This window comes from Roseomonas sp. AR75, assembly GCF_005222815.1.
Taxonomy (GTDB): Bacteria; Pseudomonadota; Alphaproteobacteria; order Acetobacterales; family Acetobacteraceae; genus Falsiroseomonas.
In genome coordinates, this window is the sequence record NZ_STGB01000002.1 from 694028 (window position 1) to 707109 (window position 13082).

Annotated in this window: 11 protein-coding genes; 5 read left to right on the forward strand and 6 right to left on the reverse strand. The window is 69.2% G+C overall.

Annotated elements, in window-relative coordinates; all coding sequences use genetic code 11:
* Positions 1-4: 4 nt before the first annotated feature.
* The gene (locus E4T13_RS11245) at positions 5-1720 is read right to left on the reverse strand and encodes a M28 family metallopeptidase (protein ID WP_206030143.1); all 1716 of its coding nucleotides are present in this window, start codon (positions 1718-1720) and stop codon (positions 5-7) included.
* Between the two features lie 204 nt (positions 1721-1924).
* Here E4T13_RS11245 and E4T13_RS11250 point away from each other — a divergent pair, with 204 nt between their 5' ends.
* The 5 genes from E4T13_RS11250 to E4T13_RS11270 are packed head-to-tail and all read left to right on the forward strand — an operon-like array spanning position 1925 to position 7477.
* Positions 1925-3604, forward strand: a complete 1680-nt coding sequence (locus E4T13_RS11250) for an ABC transporter substrate-binding protein (protein ID WP_206030144.1) — start codon at positions 1925-1927, stop codon at positions 3602-3604.
* Positions 3605-3623: 19 nt separating this feature from the next.
* Entirely contained in the window at positions 3624-4601 is a 978-nt protein-coding gene (locus E4T13_RS11255; RefSeq protein ID WP_137178349.1) for an ABC transporter permease, read from the forward strand.
* Positions 4585-5508, forward strand: coding sequence for an ABC transporter permease (locus E4T13_RS11260; protein ID WP_137178350.1), 924 nt, complete (start codon positions 4585-4587; stop codon positions 5506-5508). The genes E4T13_RS11255 and E4T13_RS11260 overlap by 17 nt, the downstream gene beginning before the upstream one ends.
* Positions 5508-6515, forward strand: coding sequence for an ABC transporter ATP-binding protein (locus E4T13_RS11265; protein ID WP_137178351.1), 1008 nt, complete (start codon positions 5508-5510; stop codon positions 6513-6515). Before E4T13_RS11260 ends, E4T13_RS11265 begins: the two co-directional genes overlap by 1 nt.
* On the forward strand, positions 6503-7477 hold the full coding sequence (locus tag E4T13_RS11270) for an ABC transporter ATP-binding protein (protein WP_137178352.1): 975 nt from the start codon (positions 6503-6505) through the stop codon (positions 7475-7477). The genes E4T13_RS11265 and E4T13_RS11270 overlap by 13 nt, the downstream gene beginning before the upstream one ends.
* Positions 7478-7619: 142 nt before the next feature.
* On the opposite strand, the gene E4T13_RS11275 is transcribed toward E4T13_RS11270, so the two are convergent.
* The 5 genes from E4T13_RS11275 to E4T13_RS11295 are packed head-to-tail and all read right to left on the reverse strand — an operon-like array spanning position 7620 to position 13062.
* Complete coding sequence (locus E4T13_RS11275) at positions 7620-8561, reverse strand: ABC transporter ATP-binding protein (protein WP_137178353.1); 942 nt, start codon at positions 8559-8561, stop codon at positions 7620-7622.
* The gene (locus E4T13_RS11280) at positions 8558-9550 is read right to left on the reverse strand and encodes an ABC transporter ATP-binding protein (protein ID WP_137178354.1); all 993 of its coding nucleotides are present in this window, start codon (positions 9548-9550) and stop codon (positions 8558-8560) included. Before E4T13_RS11280 ends, E4T13_RS11275 begins: the two co-directional genes overlap by 4 nt.
* Positions 9547-10449: an ABC transporter permease gene (locus E4T13_RS11285; RefSeq protein WP_137178355.1), complete on the reverse strand. Its 903-nt coding sequence runs from the start codon at positions 10447-10449 to the stop codon at positions 9547-9549. Before E4T13_RS11285 ends, E4T13_RS11280 begins: the two co-directional genes overlap by 4 nt.
* Positions 10446-11456 carry an ABC transporter permease gene (locus E4T13_RS11290; RefSeq protein WP_137178356.1) on the reverse strand — a complete coding sequence of 337 codons (1011 nt, stop codon included), beginning with the start codon at positions 11454-11456 and terminating at the stop codon, positions 10446-10448. Before E4T13_RS11290 ends, E4T13_RS11285 begins: the two co-directional genes overlap by 4 nt.
* 1 nt (position 11457) lies before the next feature.
* The gene (locus tag E4T13_RS11295; RefSeq protein ID WP_137178357.1) at positions 11458-13062 is read right to left on the reverse strand and encodes an ABC transporter substrate-binding protein; all 1605 of its coding nucleotides are present in this window, start codon (positions 13060-13062) and stop codon (positions 11458-11460) included.
* Between the last annotated feature and the right edge of the window lie 20 nt (positions 13063-13082).

A 13082-nucleotide genomic window follows, 5' to 3' on the forward strand; every position in this document is an offset into this window, starting at 1 on the left:
CGCCTCATCCGATTGCGCGGATCGCCTCGCGCAGCGCCGCAACGTAGCGGTTCTGGTTGCGCATCAGCTGCGTCTTCGTGAAGCCGAGCATCGGGCCCGTGGCGCGCGGCAACTCCGCCGCGACCGCGAGGCCCGGGAGCGGCGGCGCGGTGAAGGCGGGATCGTGGGCGAAGCGCGGCGTGCGGGTGAAGTTGATCGGCACGAGGATGCGCGCCAAGCGCTTCGAGACATCATTGGCCTGCGCCGCGGGAAGACTGCCGAGCTTCGCCACCGCGGCGCGGAACGCCGTGGTGGCCTGCTTCGCCGGGGACAGGTCCGCATGGTCGCCGGCCGCTGCCGCATAGCGCTCCACGGTCGCGGCGAATTCGTCGGCGGTCGCCACCCAGTCGAAGGGCAGCCTGTCCGCATTCGCCACCCGCAGCACCGAGAGCATGTAGATGCGGATGTCGCGCAGCAGGTTGTCCTTGTCCGCGATCTCCAGCTGGTCGTTCTCGGTATGCCAGGCGATGTTCCCGCCGCAGCCGGAGACGTCGTAGTAGTTCTTCTCCTTGCGCAGGTCGTCGGCCATGGTCGAGCTCAGCATGTAGAAGCTGGTGATGCCGATGTTGTTGAAGCTGTAGTCGCCGGCCTGGTTGGGGCGCTTGGTCTTGAATACGGCGTCCGGCACGATGTCCTTGATCGCGCCTTCCACCAGCTTCGCCGTCTCGCTCATCGTCGTGGTGGCGTGGAAGCTGTTGGCCCAGCGGCAGCCGGGGCTGTCGCAGTTCACGGAGAGCACGCAGTTCTCGTCCAGGTCGAGTGCGAAGGCATCGGCGAACCAGGTGCTGCCGGCATAGCGGCCGGTGGAATGGCCGGGCCACCAGGCGATGCGCACGCCGCGCTTGAGCCTGTCGCGCTGCGCCCACAGCACGCGCGCGATCTCCAGCATGGTCGCGTCGCCGGTGGCATTGTCGCCGACGCCGACATCCCAGGAATCGTAGTGGCCGTGCAGCAGCACGAACTCCTTCTCCGCGCCGGGAATGTCCACCACGGGGATCTTCTGCGGGAAGAAGCCTTCCAGCATCTCCGTGCGGATCGTGGCGCTGCCGCCCTGCTGCGCCAGCGCCATCAGCGCCTCGCCGGTCTGCTTGTTGACGGCGATGACAGGGATCTTCGGCTTGCGGCCGATATCGTCGAGGTCCGGCGTGCCCCAGATGGTGGTGCAGGTGCCCCAGTGGATGTCCACGCCGGGATTGCAGGCGATCAGCCCGACCGCGCCCCATTCCTCGACAAGTGACGTCAGCGCCGGATTGCCGAAGCCCTCCGTGATGAAGATCTTCCCTGCGACGAGCTTGCGGATCTCCTCCTCCGAGGCGATGCGGCCGCCGAACAGCTCCTGCACGTCGCGCGAATAGGAGCGCAGCGCCTTCAGGTTCGCGGGCACATAGACCAGCGGCGCGGTCCGGCCGGCGGGGATGGAGACGGACATCGAGGGCGGCTTGGCGCGATGCGTCTGCCCGCCCGCCTCGACCGAGGCGGAGAGCGGGATGGACAGGTAGATCTCGGGCTCGTGCATCGTGACCGGCACGCCGTGGCGCTGCAGCCGCTCGGCGATGGCGTCGGCGCCCTTGTTCACGTCCTCCGGCCGCCAGCGCGGCATGCGGGAGAACTGCTCGACGAGGTCCCAGGGCGCATCGAGCGTCGCGGCATCGAGGAAGCGGCGTTCGGCATCGGTGATCACGGCAGGGTCTCCCACGGGACGGTGGCGGCGCCGCTACGCTGTCACTCGACCGTCGGTACGAAAAGAGGGGGAATCGCGTCGGCGGGCGAAGACATGCGGTTGCATTTGTCGAAAGCTGCGCCAAACTGCCCCGCAGGGAGAGCGATCGGCCGAGGCCGGCGCGGCGCAGCACTGGCCATGCGATCGGGAGCGAGGAGCAGGACGATGCATCGTCGTGACGTGTTGAAGGCTGGCGTTGCGTCGCTGGCACTGGCCGGCGGCGTCGGACCAGGCACCGCCTGGGGACAGCAGGCGGGGGATGCGATCCGCAAGCTGGTGATCCTCAGCCGGCCGCAGTCGAACAACCCGCAGGCCTACCAGGCCGCCGAGATCATCGCGCAGGAATGGCGCAAGCTGGGGCTGGAGGTGGAGATCCGTCCCCTGCCACGTCAGCAGCAGTCGGAGGTGGTGTGGAACCGCCGCCAGGAATGGGACATGACCATGTGGCAGATGGTCGGCCGTCCCGAGCGCAGCGATCCGGATGAGCTGGTCTACAACCTGTTCCATTCTTCCACCGCGCCGACCGGCTTCAACTTCGTCGGCTGGGTCGATTCGGACTATGACCGCTTGGCCGAGGCGCAGCGCGTGGAGACGAATCCCGACCGTCGCCGCGAGATCATTCGCGCCGCGCAGGAACGGGTGAATGGCGCGCAGCCCTACCTGTTCCTGGTCCATCCGAAGCAGGTGCACGCCTTCAACCGCGCCCAGCTGCGCGAAGGCACGCTGGTGAATCAGGCGGGACTGGGCCTGCGCAACTTCTGGACCTATGTCGGCGTGGAGCCGCTCGGCAACCGCCGCGACATGGTGCTGAACGCATCGGAGCCGGTGCAGGCGATCCATCCGCTGTGGATCAGCGGCGCCACGGATTCCTGGGTGACAGAGCTGGTGTGGGACCGGATCATGCGCATCGGGCCGGACGGCCTGCCGCGCCCCTGGGCGGCCGAGACGGTGACGCAGGTGGATCCCACCACCATCGATATCACCATCCGCCAGGGCATGAAGTTCCACGACGGCAGCCCGGTCACGGTGGACGACTGCATGTTCAGTTTCGAGGCCCCGGCGATCGGCAACGAGGTGCCGATGTACCGCCCCTTCGTGCTGAACATCGCCAAGATCGACAAGACCGGCGAGCGTAGCTTCCGCATCACGCTGAAGCAGGCGGATGCGGGTTTCTTCACCTCCTCCCTGGCCAAGCTGAACATCATCCGCAAGGCGGAGTGGGAGCCGGTGCTGCGCGACTACCAGAACCGGCCGGAGAACATCGAGCGCTTCGTCGTGGAGCGCCCTGTCGGCTCCGGCCCCTTCAAGGTCTCGCGCGCACGCCTGTCCGAGGAGATCGTGCTGGAGCGCAACGCGGACCACTGGGCCGCGCCGAAGATCGAGCGCTGGATCCTGCGCATCGTGCAGAACGTCGAAGCCACGCTCGGCATGATGAACCGCGGCGAGCTGAACTTCCTGGCCGATTACACCGGCGACCCCGACCTCGTGAAGCAGCTGGTTTCGCGCAACCGCAACATCGTCATGACGGAGGCGGTCGATGTCGGATTCCAGTTCCTGGGCTGGAACCATCGCCGGCCGCCCTTCAACGATCCCGCCTTCCGCCGCGCGTTGTCGGCCGCGGTGAACCGGGAACTGATGGCGGAAGCCGCCTGGAACGGCTTCGCGGAGCCGGCCAATAGCCATGTCTCGCCCGCCCTGCCCTTCTGGCACCGCGAGGGTATCGTGGACATGCTGCCCAGCGGCATCGACAAGGCAAAGGAGATGCTGCAGCAGGCCGGCTATCGCGTGGTGAATGGCCGGCTGCACTATCCCGCCGGCGTGCGCGAGCAGACGACGCCGAACTGAGCCGGAGCGGATTGCGCGCGTGGGGTATGTCGGGCAACGCCTGATCCAGGCCGTCTTCGTCCTGTGGGTCGTGGCGACGCTGTGCTTCTTGATGTTCCGCCTGATGCCGGGCGACCCCACGCTGAACTACATCGACACCTCCATGACGGAGGAGCAGCGGCAGGGCATGCTGGTCGCCTTCGGGCTCGACCAGCCGCTCCATGTGCAATACCTGATCTACCTGAAGAACCTGCTTCGCGGCGAGCTCGGCAACAGCTTCCTGCAGGGACGCCCGGTGGTGGAGCTGGTGATGGAGGCGCTGCCGCTGACGCTGGCGCTGACGCTCTCCGCCCTCGTCGTCGCCTATATCTTCGGCGTCATCGCCGGCGCCTTCCTCGCGTGGAAGCGCGGCAGCGTGGCGGAGGGCTTCGCCATCCCGCTGGTATTGGCGACGCGCGCGGCACCGGAATTCTGGCTCGGCATGATCCTGCTGGCGATCTTTGCCTTCGGCTATGGCTGGTTCCCCTCCGGCGGTGCCGCGAGCGCGGGCGCGGAATACGGCAGTCAGCTCGAACGCCTGGTCAGCCTCGATTTCCTGTATCACCTGTTCCTGCCGGCTCTGGCGCTGGCGGTCTACCTGCAGGGCCTGCCGCTGCTGCTGATGCGCAGCACCATGCTGGAAGTGATGCAGGACGAGTTCGTCACCATGGCCCGGATGAAGGGCCTGTCCGAATGGACCATCGTGATCCGCCACGCGGCGCGCAACGCGCTGCTGCCGGTGGCGACCGCCTTCGCGCTGGGCGTCGGCGGCTCCGTCGGCGGCAATGTGGTGATCGAGACGGTGTTCTCCTGGCCCGGCCTCGGCCGGATGCTCGTCACCGCCGTGCAGGGCAGCGACTATCCGCTGGCGCAGGGCGCCTTCCTGATCATCGCCGCGGTGCTGGTGACAATGAACCTGGTCGCCGACCTTCTGTATGGCTGGCTCGATCCGCGGGTGTCGCATGGACGCAAGGGCTGACAGCGTGATCGCCGCGCCGCCGCGGCAGCCCGCCTGGCGCGCGGCGCTGCGCCCGGTGGGGCGCGTGCTGCGCATCGCGTCGCGCGACTGGTTCGCGTTGGTCGGCACGCTGATCTACCTGGCGCTGATCCTGGTCGCGATCTTCGCCGACCGGATCGCGACGCATGACCCGTCCGAGATCCTCTACAGCGGCCGCTACCGGATCGCGCGCAACCTGCCGATGTCGTGGGGCCATCTGCTCGGCACCACGCATGGCGGGCGCGACATCTTCTCCCAGCTCGTCTACGGCACGCGCAGCGCCGTGGTGATCGGGCTGACGGCGGCGTTCTGCGTGGCCGCCATCGGCACGCTGCTCGGCCTCGTTTCCGGCTTCTTCCGCGGCTGGGTGGACACGGTGGTGATGCGCCTGGCCGACGTGGTGCTCGGCCTGCCCTTCCTGCCCTTCGTCATCGTGCTGGCGGCGCTGACGCGGCCTGGCACGGCCATCATCGTCTTCGGCGTTGCCGTGCTGCTGTGGCCCAACACGGCGCGCGTGATCCGCAGCCAGGTGCTGACGGTGCGGGAACGCGCCTTCGTGGAAGCCGCGCGCGTCACCGGCTGTTCCACCTGGCGCATCCTGTTCGTGCATGTCGCGCCCTCCATCCTGCCCCTGTCGTTCCTCTACGGCTCGATCGCGGTGGGCTGGGCGATCCTGACGGAAGCTTCGGCGAGCTTCCTCGGCTTCGGCGATCCCACGGTGATCTCCTGGGGCGGCATGCTGCAGGATGCCTATGCAAACCAGGCGCTGGGGCGTGGCGCCTACAACTGGTTCGTGCCGCCGGGCCTCTGCATCGTGCTCGTCGTGCTCGCCGGCTTCTTCATCAGCCGCGGCTATGAGGAGATCCTGTTCCCGAAGCTGAGGTCGTGATGGAGGAACTGCTTTCCATCCGCGATCTTACCGTGCGCTATCGCACGCCGCAGGGGCCGGTGCATGCGGTGGATGGCGCGAGCTTCGCCGTGCCGCGCGGCGAGGTGGTGGGCCTGGTCGGCGAATCCGGCTGCGGCAAGACCACGGTGGCGCGGGCGGTGATGGGCGTGGTGCCGCGCAACGCCGACATACTGGGCGGCCCGGTGCTGTTCGAGGGCCGCGACCTCATCCGCCTGCCGGAGCGCGAGCGACGCGCGCTGCGCTGGAGGGAGATGGCCTTCATCCCGCAGACCGCGATGAACGCGCTCGACCCCGTCTATCGCGTCGGGCGCCAGATCGAGGAGGTGCTGGTCGAGCGCGGCGGTCGTTCCCGCGCACAGGCGCGCGCGCGGGCGGAGGAGCTGTTCGCCCTGGTGGGCATCGATTCGCGTCGTCTCGACGATTATCCGCACCAGTTCTCGGGCGGCATGAAGCAGCGCGCCTCCATCGCGATGGCGCTCGCGCTGGAGCCGAAGCTGGTGCTGGCGGATGAGCCGGTGACGGCGCTGGACGTGATCGTGCAGCGCCAGGTGCTGGACGTGCTGAAGGCGCTGCAGGCGCGGCTGCACCTCTCCGTGGTGCTGGTCACCCATGACATCAGCGTCGTCGCCTATGCCTGCGACCGCGTGGTGGTGATGTATGCGGGTCGCGTGGTGGAATCCGGCCGTGTCGGCGACGTGCTGGAGCGCCCGCGCCACCCCTACACGATGGGGTTGAACAACGCCTTCCCCGACCTCGAGCGCGCGGCGGGCGAGCTCGTCCCGATCGAGGGCAGCCCGCCCAACCTGCTCCATCCGCCGAAGGGCTGCCGCTTCGCGCCGCGCTGCCCCTTCGCGCAGCCGCGCTGCGTCGCGGAGGAGCCGGTGCTGCGCACGGAAACGGATGGCCACGGCGCGGCCTGCTGGCGGTCCGACGAGGCGCCGGCGCTGCGGCAACTCGCCGGGGAGGCCGCGACATGGCGGCGCTGATCGAGGCCACCGACCTCGCGATGCATTTCCCCGCACCGCGCAGCTTCAGCGACATGATGGCCGGGCGGCGGCCGACGGTGCGCGCCGTGGACGGCATCTCGCTGCGGCTCGCGCCCGGGGAGACGGCGGCGATCGTCGGCGAATCCGGCTGCGGCAAGACCACGACGGCGCGGCTGCTGCTGCGCCTGCTGGAGCCGACGGCAGGCAGTATCACCTTCCGCGGAACGGATCTGTCGAAGCTGGACAAGGAAGGGATGCGCGGCTTCCGGCGGCAGGCGCAGCTCGTCTTCCAGAACCCCTTCGACGCGCTGAACCCGCGCCTGACCATCCGCGACAGCCTGGTGGAGCCGCTGCGCAACATGCGCATCCCCCGGCCGGAATGGGATGACCGCATCGCGCTGGCGATGCGTCGCGTGCGGCTGCCGGACGCCGAGCGCTACCTGCCAAGCTTTCCGCACGAACTCTCCGGCGGGCAGTTGCAGCGCGTGGTGCTCGCGCGCGCGCTGATCCTGGAGCCCGCCTTCCTGGTGGCGGACGAGCCGGTCTCGATGCTGGATGTCTCCGTCCGTGCCGGCATCCTGAACCTGATGCGGGAAGCGCGGGAGACGCTGGGCGTCGCCGCGCTCTACATCAGCCATGACCTGGCGCTGGTCCGCTATGTCTGCGACCGGACGCTGGTGATGTATCTCGGCCGCGTGGTGGAGGAAGGCCCGACCGAGGTGGTGGTGCATCGCCCGCGCCACCCCTACACGCGCGCGCTGGTCCAGGCGGTGCCCCTGCCGCGCGTTGACCAGTCCCGCGATCCGCTGCCGATCAAGGGCAATGTGCCGGATGCGCGAACGCCACCTTCCGGCTGCCGTTTCCGAGACCGCTGCCCGATCGCCGCGCCGCGCTGCGCGGAGGAGGATCCGCCGCTGCGCGCCACCGGCGACGGGGTCCTGACAGCCTGCCACTTCGCCTGATCGGCCGCGCAGCCCGGCAGCAGGGGCGCTGCACCGCCTTGGAGCAACTGGTCGGGTTCTCCGTCACGGTGGTGCTGTACGCAGCCACGATCCTCGGCGGTGCGTAACTGGTCTTGCGCAGCTTCGGCTCGGTATGGACCCGTCAAGCCGCCCAGCATGCAACGCGATGCGCGTCGCTGCCCGCCAGGGCGGGATCGTCGCGCGAGCATCGATCCATCCGCAGCGGACAGCGCGGCGCGAAGCGGCAGCCGGCCGGGATATCCGCGGCGTTCGGCACGTCGCCCGCCAGCGGCGCTTCCGGTAGGCCCGAGGGGCGGGGTGGCAGCACGGAGGCGATCAGCGCGCGGGTATAGGGATGGCGCGGCGCACGGAACATCGCCTCGACCGGGCCCTCCTCCACGATGCGGCCGAGATACATCACCGCGACCCGATCGCAGACCTGCCGCACCACCGCCAGGTTGTGGCTGATGAAGAGGTAGGCGAGGCCGAGGCGGCCACGCAGGTCCTGCAGGAAGTCCAGGATCTGCGCCTGCACCGAGACATCCAGCGCGCTGGTCGGCTCGTCCAGCACCAGAAGCTTCGGCGCGAGCGCGAGCGCCCGCGCGATGCAGACACGCTGCTTCTGGCCGCCGGAGAGCTCATGCGGGAAGCGCCACAGGAAGCTCTCGGGCAGGCCGACCTCGCGCAGCAGATCTGTCACGCGCGCCTGGGTGGAGGCCGCGTCCGCGATGCCCTGCACCACCAGCGGCTCCGCCACGGAAGCGAAGACGGTGCGGCGCGGGTTCAGCGCGGAATGCGGGTTCTGGAAGACGATCTGCATGTCGCGGCGCAGCGGGCGCAGCGCGTCCTCCTTCAGTGGGGCGATGTCGCGGCCGTCGAAGCGGATGGCGCCGGCGCTGGGCGGGATCAGGCGCAGCACCAGCCGCGCGACGGTGGATTTCCCGCAGCCGGACTCGCCGACCAGCCCGAGCGATTCGCCGGCGTGCAGCGAGAGATCCACGCCATCCACGGCGCGCAGCGACCGCCCGCCCTTCAGCGCATAGTGCTTCGAAAGCCCCACCACCTGCAGCAGCGGCGCCGTCATGCCGCGACCTCCTCGGCGCGGTGGCAGGCGACGCGGCGGCCATCCACCTCGCGCAGCAGCGGCTTCTCCACGGCGCAGCGCGCGATGGCGAGCGGGCAGCGCGGATGGAAGCGGCAGCCCGGCGGCGGATCGAGCAGGTTCGGGATGTGGCCGGGAATCGCCAGCGCCCGATGCCCGGGCCGCGCGAGATCCGGCACCGCGGCGAGCAGGCCGCGCGTGTAGGGGTGGCGCGGCGCGCCGAACAGGGTCTCCGCCGTCGCATCCTCCACGATCGTTCCGGCGTACATCACCACCACGCGCCGGCAGAGCGCGCCGATCACGCCGAGGTCGTGGCTGATCAGCATCAGCGTGAGCCCGCGCGCCGCGACGAGTTCCGCGATCAGCCGCAGCACCTGCGCCTGGATCGTCACATCCAGCGCCGTCGTCGGCTCATCCGCCACCAGCAGGCGCGGCGTGCCGGTCAGCGCCATGGCGATCAGAACGCGCTGCCGCATGCCGCCGGAGAGTTCATGCGGGTAGCGGTCCAGCAGGCGCCCCGGATCGGGCAGGCGAACGGCGCCGAGGAGCTCGGCGGCCGCGGCGCGCGCCGCGGCGCGCGAGCGCCTCGCCTTGCCCTCGGCGCGATCATGCGCGCGGATGACATCCACCATCTGCGCGCCGATCGAGAAGACCGGGTTCAGGTAGGTCATCGGGTCCTGGAAGATCATCGCGACGCCATGGCCGCGCAGCCGCGCCAGCGCACGCTGGTCCATCGCGAAGACATCCTGCCCGGCGAAGCGGATGCCGCCGCCCAGCACGCGGCCCGGCGGCATCTCGACCAGACGCGCGACGGAGCGCGCCAGCACCGACTTGCCGCAGCCGGTCTCGCCGACGATGCCGACGGTCTCGCCCTCCTCCACGGTCAGGTCGATGCCGTCCAGCACATGCGCCCTGCCCTCGAAGCCGTCGAAGGCAAGGCGATAGCCGCCGATCTCCAGCAGCGCGTTCAACCGCGGTTGCTCTTGGGGTCGAGGATGTCGCGCAGCCCGTCGCCGAACAGGTTGAAGCCCAGCACGGTCAGGTAGATCGCGAAGCCGGGGAACACGGCATACCACCACCAGTTCGGCATGTAGGTGCGCGCGACGGAAATCATCGCGCCCCATTCCGGTGCCGGCGGCTTGGCGCCGAGGCCGACGAAGCCGAGCGAGGCCGCGGCCAGGATCGCCAGCCCCATGTCCATCGACGCCTTGACGATGATGGGCGAGGTGCAGTTCGGCAGGATGTGAACCGCCAGGATGCGCAGGTCGCTCGCACCCACCGCGCGCGCCGCTTCCACGAAGGGCTCGTTGCGCAGCGCCAGCGCCTTCGCTTCCACCAGCCGCACATAGCCAGGCCACCAGACGATGGAGAGCGCGACGATGCCGTTGAGGATGCCGGGGCCGAGCGCCGCGACGATGGCCAGCGCCAGCACCAGGCCGGGGACGGAGAGGAACACGTCGGTGACGCGCATGATCACCGCGCGCGCCGTGCCGCCGAAATAGCCCGCGGCGATGCCGAGAGGCACGCCGACCGCCCCCGCGATCCCCACGATGGTCAGCCCGACCCACAGCGAGGTGCGAGTCGCCAGCACCACGCGCGAGAACAGGTCGTTACCCATCTCGTCCGTGCCGAACCAGTGTTCGGCCGAGGGCGGCTTCAGCCGGTTGGCGAGGTTCATCGCGCCTTCCGCGTCGAGCGGATAGGGCGCGATCCAGGGCCCGAAGGCGGCGACCAGCAGGAAGGCCGACACGATCGCAAGCCCCAGCATGGAGGACGGGCTGCGGCCGAAGCTCCAGGCGAAGAAGCGCCACTGCCGCAGGCTGGCGGCGTGGCGTTGCGCGAAGGAGGCGCGCGGCAGGGCGAGGCTCATGCGCCCGCCCTCAGCCGCGGGTCCAGCACGCCGTAGAGCAGGTCCACGATGAGGTTCACGATCATGAAGTTCACGCCGATCAGCAGCGTCACGCCCATCACCGGCTTGAAGTCGCCCGCGATGGCGGAGGAGACGGCGTAGAGGCCGATGCCCGGCCAGTCGAACACCGTCTCCACCAGCACCGTGGAGCCCAGCATCCAGCCCCAGCGCAGGCCGATGATGGCCAGCGTCGGCAGCATGGCGTTGCGCAGCGCCAGCACGCACACCACCCGCAGGCGCGAGATGCCATGCGCGCGCGCCGCGGTGACGTAGTCCGAGGACAGCACCTCGATCATCTCCGCGCGGTTCACGCGCAGGATGGAGGCGAGGCAGGGGAAGGAGAGCACGAGGGCCGGCAGCACGGCGTGGCGCAGCGCATCCCCGAAGGTCTCCCACTCGCCGGCCAGCAGGCTGTCCACCAGCAGCATGCCCGTGACGAAGGGCGGCGGCGGGGAGGCGATGTCGAGCCGCCCGGAGGTCGGCAGCCATTCCAGCTGCACGGAGAAGAACAGTTGCAGCAGGATGCCAAACCAGAAGGCCGGCAGCGCCACCAGGGAGACGGCGATGAAGCGCGTCGCATGGTCCGGCGCGCGGTTCTTCAGCACCGCCGACATCATGCCGAGCGGCACCCCCAGCAGCACGCCGAAGCCCATCGCCAGGATCACCAGTTCCAGCGTCGCCGGGAAGTAGCGCGCGAGATCCTGCGTGACGCTCCGGGTGGTGACGATGGAGCGCCCGAGATCGCCGGTGAGGATCCCCCCGACATAGCGCACGAACTGCTCTGGCAGCGGCCTGTCGAGGCCGTATTCCCGTCGGATCGTCTCCACCATGTCGCGCGTGGCGTCCGGCCCCGCGGCAAGCGCCGCGGGGTCGGAGGGTGCGACGTTCGACACCACGAAGGTGATGACGACGAGGCCGAACAGCATCAGCCCCGTCAGCATCAGCCTGCGCAGGACGAACAGCGCCATGTCAGCGCGCGTCGATCCACATGGGATGCAGGTCCACCTCGCCGGTCAGGCGCAGCGGGCAATAGCTGAAGCCCTTCACCCAGTCGCGCATCAGCCAGCGGCGGTTCGCCAGCATGCCGAAGATCTCCGGCTGCAGTTCCACGACGCGCTTCTGGATCTCGGCGTAGAGTGCGTTGCGCTTCGTCTCGTCCGCCTCCACCCGCGCGGCGTCCACCCACTGGCTGATCTGCGGGTCCGTCAGGTGGTGCATGCCCCAGAAATTGCCCTGCGCGCGGGTGTGGTATTTGCCCGCGATCACATCCGGGTCGGCGGCGACCGGCGTGACATAGACGCTGACCATGTCCGGCGCCGTCTCGGCCTTCGCGCCGCGCGCCACCATCGTCGGCCAGGGCTGTGCGACGATGTTGACCTTGATGTTCAGCGCCTGCAGCGAGTTCAGCAGCACCAGGCCGATGCGCCGCGGATCCTCCAGGCCCTGGACGTGCACGTATTCCAGTTCGAAGCCGCCCTGGGGATGCGCGCTCTTCGCCAGGAACTCGCGCGCCTTGTCCAGGTTGCGGCGCGGCATGTCCGGCACCGCGACGTAGCCCGGGATGACTTCCGGGAAGGGGCTGGTCATCAGCGTGGCGGCGCCGTTGTGGATCTGGATCAGCGCGTCGTAGTCGAAGGCATGCGCGATCGCCTTGCGCACGTTGAGGTCGGCCGTCGGGCCCTTCGTGGTGTTCATGGTGATGGCGAAGGTGGTCAGGCCCTTGTGGTCCTCCGGCCTGATGCCGCGCATGCCCTTGAGCTGCTCGAAATCGTCGGCGGGGATCTCCGTGATGATGTCGGCCTCACCGCGCTGCAGCAGGGCGCGGCGCGCGGCCGGTTCGCGCACGATGCGGTAGATCACGCCGGAGAGGCGGTTCTGCTCACCCTGTGGCCAGCCCTTCCAGTACTCCGGCACGCTGTCCAGGTGGATGACCGATTGCGGCTCCAGCCGACGCACGCGGAACGGGCCGGAGCCGGCGGGGTTGCCGGTCAGCCACGCCTCGCCCCAATCGTTGTTGACGACATGCGCCTGCACCTGCTTCGGGTTCACGATGAACCACAGCGGGATGAAGGTCAGGAAGCTCGGCATGGGTCGGCTGAGGGTGAAGCGTACCGTGCGCGGATCCACCGCAACGATGTTCTCTGGCGGCAGGACGTCCTTCAGCATCCAGGCGACGCCCTTGTTCATCCGCAGCCCGCGTTCGAAGGAATAGCGCACGGCCTCCGCATCCACCGGATCGCCGTTGTGGAACTTCGCGTTCGCGACGAGGTGGAAGGTCCAGACCGTCTGGTCCGCACTGGTCTCCCATCGCTCGGCGAGCCAGGGCACGATCTGCGGCGGGTTGTTCACGTATTTCGCCAGCGCGTCGTAGATCGATTGCTGGATCATGCGCGTGGACCAGTCGTAGCGCGAATGCGGGTCGATCACCGGCACCGGCTGGCCGCCGGCGAAGACCAGGATCTTGCGGTTGCCGTCGCGTTCGAAGGCGCCCGCGCTGCCGCCGGCAGCCACGCCGGCCGCGGCGCCCAGGCCGGCCGCGATCGCGCCACGCCGGCCGATGGTGAAGCCTTGCATCATCCTGTCTCCTTGTCCCT